The sequence below is a fragment of the Stieleria sp. genome, assembly GCF_041595215.1.
Classification (GTDB): domain Bacteria; phylum Planctomycetota; class Planctomycetia; order Pirellulales; family Pirellulaceae; genus Stieleria; species Stieleria magnilauensis.
The window spans coordinates 1-6,042 of the sequence record NZ_JBFHKV010000482.1; the positions used below are offsets into that span (position 1 = coordinate 1).

A 6,042-nucleotide genomic window follows, 5' to 3' on the forward strand; every position below is an offset into this window, starting at 1 on the left:
GAAAATTCGTGACCAAGGTTTCGCGGTATTGACCATCGACGTGGGGACGGGCGAGCCGCCTCGCATCACGCCCGATGTCACACGCGACGAGTTGCTCTCGAGCATCGACGCGGATTTGAAGCCGATCGCCGGCGACCGCGGTGCTTGTGTGGCGTTGATGGGGCGCGCCGCGGCGGCGGCGTTGCCGAGCCTGGCGGCGGAAGGGCGGATCGACGCCGTGTTATCGCTCGGCGGAGGCGGCGGCACCTCGATCGCGACCGCTGCGATGCGCGCCTTGCCGATCGGATTCCCCAAACTGATGGTCTCGACCGTCGCCAGCGGTGACACGTCTGCCTACATCGGCACCAAAGACATTGTGATGATGCCCAGTGTCGTTGATGTTGCGGGGCTGAATCGTATTTCGCAACTCGTGTTCACGCGCGCCGCGGGCGCGATTTGTGGCATGGTCCAGGCGGAGGTCGAGTCGGACGCGGCGAAACCGATCATCGTCGCCAGCATGTTCGGCAACACCACCAAGTGCATCGAGATCGCAAAACCGATTTTGGAGAATGCCGGCTACGAGGTGTTAGTGTTTCATGCGACCGGCATCGGTGGACGGGCCATGGAAGATCTGATCGCCAGCGGGATGGTTGCCGGCGTGTTGGACATCACGACGACCGAGCTGGCCGATGAATTGCTGGGCGGCATCATGTCCGCCGGGCCGAATCGGTTGGAAGCTGCGGCGAAAGCGGGATTGCCGACCGTCATCGCGCCGGGATGTTTGGACATGGCCAACTTTGGCCCGCGCAGCACCGTCCCGGACCGCTACCGGTCGCGGCTGATCTATGAACACAATCCCGACAACACGTTGGTCAGAACGACGGCGGAGGAATCGGCGCGACTCGGACGCACCCTCGCCGAACAGGTGGACCGCTACGGCGACCACGTGACCGTGATGATTCCGACCAGGGCGATCAGTGTGATCAGCGCCCCAGGCCGGCCGTTTCACGATCCCGGTGCCGATGCGGCCCTGTTTGAAGCGATTGGAAAAACCCGCCAGCCCGTCGTTCGAATCGACTGTGAAATCAACGACAAAGCATTCGCCTCGGCCGCAGCCAACGAGTTGTTGCGGCTGTTGGCCAATGGCTAGCGTGGGATGCGACCGAACGAATCGTGCACCGCGGGTGGCAATGGGGTACGATGGCTGCCCCCCGCGTTCGTTCTTCTACCGCAAGCGTCATTCTTCCCCACCAATTTCTGCAGCAACCATGCACAATCGATTCGCCCTGCTGAGCTTAATGCTGTTGTCCGTCAGCGCGTTGTTTTCATCAGCGTTGGACGCCGCCCCATCGGCTCCCAACATCGTTTTGATCTTTGTTGACGATATGGGCTACGGTGATCTGGCGTGTTACGGAAACACCAAGAACAAGACGCCCCACCTCGATCGACTTGCTGCCGAAGGCCAGCGTTGGACGAGTTTTTATTCTTCCGGTTCAACCTGTGTGCCGAGCCGAAAAGGGTTGATGAGTGGCCGACATCCGGTGTTCATTCCCCGCCAGGCAAACGGGCTGAAGGACGATCGCAGTGCCCTGATGCCGGCGATGCTCAAACGGCAGGGTTATGCGACGGCCATTCTTGGCAAATGGCACCTGGCAGGTTACCCCAAAGACTTTACCGTTGACCCGATGCATCCTTTGGAATGTGGTTTTGACTATCACTATGGCACCCCGGGCAGCAACGATGTGCCGCCCCCGCCGGGCAAGAAGCAGACGCGTGAGGTGTTTGACAACTGTGACAAGTTCTCGTTTCCGGTCCCGCTGATTCGCGGCCGCGAGGTGGTCGAGTTTCCGGTCAACCAGGAACTGCTCACACGCCGTTACACCGAAGAAGCGGTGAAATGGATTGAGCAACAGAAAGACAATCGCTTCTTTCTGTATCTGGCCCACAACATGCCGCACGCGCCGATCTTTGCCTCACCCGAATTTCAGAATCGAAGTGCGGGGGGCCGGTTCGGAGATGTGGTCGAAGAAATCGATTGGTCAGTCGGCCAAGTCGTCGAGACGGTTCGTCGCTTGGGGATCGAGAAGGAAACGCTGATCGTCTTTACCAGTGACAACGGCCCGTGGTCCTGTTTCGGGCCGCACGGCGGCACCGCCGGTCCGTTGCGTGGCGAGAAAGCGACGACTTGGGAAGGTGGCCAGCGAGTTCCGACGATTTTCTATTGGCCCGGAACAATCAAGCCGGCCACGATCGACGGTATCGGGGCGAACTTGGACCTGTACGCGACGTTCGCGTCACTCACCGGCGGCAGCGAACCATCCGACAAGCCAGGGTACATCTCCACTGATCTCAGCCCCACCTTGCTTGAGGGCAAGCCGAGTGCGCGACAGACATGGGCCTATCATCAAAACGCGTTTCGATCGGGCCGCTACAAGATTCACGTCGCAAGCAGCCTGCCCACCGATCCGGTGACCCGTCGCCGACGTCCCATCACCACGTACGACACACCGTTGTTGTTCGATCTGAACGCCGATCTCGGCGAGCAGGATGACATCGCCGAGCAGCATCCCGAGGTGGTCGCCCGCTTGGTCAACGAAATGAAAGCGTTCCACGGCAAATAGTGCTGATGAGGTCAGCCTTCTGCGACGAGGTCGTGCGGTTATTGCATCGTTGATCACAATGGGTTTTCGTCACTCTCACCTGGGCATTGGTATCTACACATCTTTTGAATGTCAGATTGGTTTTGAGTGGACGGTTTCGGCCAACGGCCGTCTACATCCATAGCCTTGGGCATCGCCCAAGGTCCGCTAACGAGAATGAGAGGGATTGGCCAAGGGCCATACACAAATGCCTCGTCAAACGCAAATGTTGTGCATGGCCGTTGGCCAAAGTTCACCTCAGGGCGATGAGGTTCCTGGGGCGGCGCAACCCTCGCAAATGCTCGGTTTGCTTGCCCCAGGCTAGGGATATGCATGCCCTTTGGGCAAAAAGCGACCGACCGATCGACCCCCCCTCGCTTCGATCGACCCTCCTGGCAGGAGGGTGACTTGAAAACCGCATGACCTCGACGAGCGGGAGTGGGCGCCGTCTCAGCAGCCAAACGCGATCGCTCAGGCGCGTTCCAATTGTGCGCCGTAGGGTCCTTGATCGAGCCAGAAACTGCGTTCCTCGCCCTGTTCATTGGCTTGCCAGCAGTACCCGGCATCGACGTCCAGGCAGGTGAGCCAACCGCCTTTACACGCCGCCGTATCGATACACACGGCATGTCCCATGTCCAGCGGCGCGCCGCTGCGTTGCGGCGTGTGCCCGCAAACCATCACGCGGCCGGATCGGTGGGGGGCTCGTTCGGCAGACGATTCCCAATAGAGCATGTGGCTCGGTTGCTCGTCCAATTCCATTTCGGGGTAGGCGTTGGCGTGAACGAAAAAATGGTTCTTGCCGACATGAAAGGACTTCAGCTTGGTCGACAGGAATTCCCAGTGCCGTTTGGGGATCTGTTCGACATGGTCGATGCCGTACGACGCCAGAACCGCGTCGCCGCCGCAGGCACGCCATTCGACATGCCGGTTGAAAGACTTCCTTGCCGCCAGCATCATCACTTCATGATTGCCTCGAAGTGCAACCAAACCGTGTTCCTGGCGATCGATCAACCAGTCCAGCACACTGCGTGTATCAGGGCCTCGATCGACGAAATCCCCGAGCGTGATGATTTGATCGTCCGGCGTAAACTTCGCGGCCGATTCCAATCGCTTCAGCGACTGGTAGCATCCATGTATATCCCCGATCGCCAGTGTACGCATTTCCGCTACGCCAACAATACTTTGATCAAAGCCCCATGACATCCGTCGCGCGACGGCCCAGCTAAAGTGATACCACGTTCGACGATCTTATTCAAAGCCAAATCCAGACTCGCTGGACAGCGATGCGTGTGGCGCTGTTCCGCTATCGCTGATCGGATTCGACCGACAACAGTTGCCACTGAGCGGGCACTTCGATCGATTCGGGGTAATACGAATTCAACAGGGCGTGCGAAAGTGCGGTGCTGCGGGAAGGTGTCAGAACAACTCGCGCATCAACCATTCCCTCTTGATCGGCCCGCTCCGAGAGCGTTTGCACCAGGCGAGCGTCACCGATCATGCCTTCCACTTCGTATTGGCTGGTTTCACCAGCCGGGACTACCCACACGGGTCGCGAGTGTGGTTGATCGGAATCCGCGAAATAGACGTCGACTTCCATGGCCAATCCCACCGGCAGTGGACGCTTCAGCTCCAGATACGGAATCCGGAGTTTTGCAACACGTTGAAATCCTCCTGCTTCGGTCGGCTGGGAATACACGCGTTCTCTCCCCCGGGCGATCGGCAATGCTCGGATTCCAGAAACGACGAGTTCGCGAAGTTGATTGGACATCGCGGCCGCCAGTGGGTCGGGTTGAGCAGGAACGATCGTCAATGGAATCTTTCCAGAACTGAGCTGTCCGGTGATTGGCTGCGCGGTGATTGGCTGCGCGGTGATTGGCTGCGCGGTGACGGTCAACGTGTAGTCAAGTTGGTACTCGATCGTGTGATCTCCCAGCGACTCATCGCCGAGTGAAACTCCGGGCAAGTTAGATCGCCAGCCGCTGCTGGGCATCGTTACTACGGGTTTGCCATCCAGTTGCGAACGCGTCTCGGTCACGACGCCGGCGACGGTCGGATCATCGAACAGCAGGAATCCGAAAGGGATCGCGCCGTTTCCCCAGATCTCGACGGGCACCCCGATGGGATACTCTTTGCGGATCGCAGGCACAAATTCGTACCCTTTGACGATGCGGATCCATTGTTCCATCGACAGTTTCGTGCGTCGCTGCCGAATCAATTCCGCAGCCAGCCTGGCGGGTCGAACGGGCGCTTTCAGCATCAGGTCGATCGCCGCATCGAGCGAGATCGGCAACGCATTGTCCAGTACTGCGAGCGTTTGTTCGGAGAGAAAGACGGTAGCGTGATGGTCAAATTCGAGCTGATGCAGCTTGGGATGCCGCCGAATGTATTCACGGTACGTCAGCGGGACCATTGAACGGAACAAGGCTTGCGGTGACCCCTCGGCCGGCGGCTCATCACCGTAAGACGTTTGCAGGACGGAATCAGGACTACGATTCTCGGGGGCATTGAGGTCTTCCAGAAGACGATCTTGGAGCTGTTGCTTGATGGCTTTGAAGGCAGCCTGTTCCTCAGCCGTCCGAACGCGCTTCGGATGGACAAGCTGCGACACGGGCCGATCGCTGGTGGCGTCGGGAGTTTGCTGGACGTTTGCCATTGATTCTGACGCCGCGTCGGGCGTGTTGGCGATGCGTTTTCCGGGACGCGCACCACGAAGCTTCTGGAACAGCTTGACTTGATCGGGCGACAAAATCTCCCGAATCTCATTCCACGTCTTTTGATGCGAAAGCCAGCCGAGTTGAATCTTTTCGCGTCGCGCCTTCTCCAAATGCGATCCAGCTTGTTCGCTCACGCGTCGTGGTTCGTCGGCGGCCCGATCGCTTTGGGCGGCCCGATCGCTTTGGGCGGCCAGTCTGCGGGTGTTCTCGGCAATCCTCTTGGCGTGCTTGGCGATCGCGTCTCGGATCCTTGTCGTTTGATCGGTTGACAGGTCGAGTCGCGTGACAAGATCCGATTCGAGAAACGCTCGGTATCCGCGACGTTGGATGACCAACTGGTCGACTCGATGCTGCTGGGTTTCACTGAGTAGGTTTCGCGTCTCCAGCTCCGCGCGGTGCCAGTGTTGCTGTCGGTCGGAGAGCGGTCCTTTGGGAGTACTTGCGGTGGTCAGGCGATAGATCGCGGCGATCGCAGAGATTTGTTCTGACGACAATCCGGCGTCGGTCCCGGCCTTGACGTCAGCGGCGATGCGTACCCATTCCCAGCCCACACCGTTGGATCGGACGTGCCCGAGATGACTGTAGGGATCTGGCCAAAACCAATCGTCGATCAGCTGTGTGATCGTGGTCGGTCGCTTTGCTTCACCGCGCAGGGGTTCTTCGACGGCCACTGCGGGCAGGGCGAAAACCACTGCCACGCCGATGCATCC

4 protein-coding genes are annotated in these 6,042 nt (G+C 59.2%); 2 read left to right on the forward strand and 2 right to left on the reverse strand.

Annotated elements, in window-relative coordinates:
* On the forward strand, nucleotides 1-1,129 hold a 1,129-nt coding region (locus tag ABX749_RS18295; RefSeq protein ID WP_372897233.1), incomplete at its 5' end, for a Tm-1-like ATP-binding domain-containing protein.
* A 118-nt stretch (nucleotides 1,130-1,247) separates the two neighbouring features.
* Complete coding sequence (locus tag ABX749_RS18300; RefSeq protein ID WP_372897234.1) at nucleotides 1,248-2,600, forward strand: sulfatase; 1,353 nt, start codon at nucleotides 1,248-1,250, stop codon at nucleotides 2,598-2,600.
* A gap of 489 nt (nucleotides 2,601-3,089) precedes the next feature.
* On the opposite strand, the gene ABX749_RS18305 is transcribed toward ABX749_RS18300, so the two are convergent.
* Together ABX749_RS18305 and ABX749_RS18310 are read right to left on the reverse strand one after the other, a co-directional pair.
* Complete coding sequence (locus tag ABX749_RS18305) at nucleotides 3,090-3,779, reverse strand: metallophosphoesterase family protein (protein ID WP_372897235.1); 690 nt, start codon at nucleotides 3,777-3,779, stop codon at nucleotides 3,090-3,092.
* 142 nt (nucleotides 3,780-3,921) lie between these two features.
* On the reverse strand, nucleotides 3,922-6,042 hold a 2,121-nt coding region (locus ABX749_RS18310; RefSeq protein WP_372897236.1), incomplete at its 5' end, for a hypothetical protein.

Excerpts from the sequence above, each read along its gene's own strand:
- ABX749_RS18305 (WP_372897235.1), bottom strand. The coding sequence starts at position 3,779 with ATGCGTACACTGGCGATCGGGGATATACATGGATGCTACCAGTCGCTG.
- ABX749_RS18300 (WP_372897234.1), top strand. The coding sequence starts at position 1,248 with ATGCACAATCGATTCGCCCTGCTGAGCTTAATGCTGTTGTCCGTCAGC.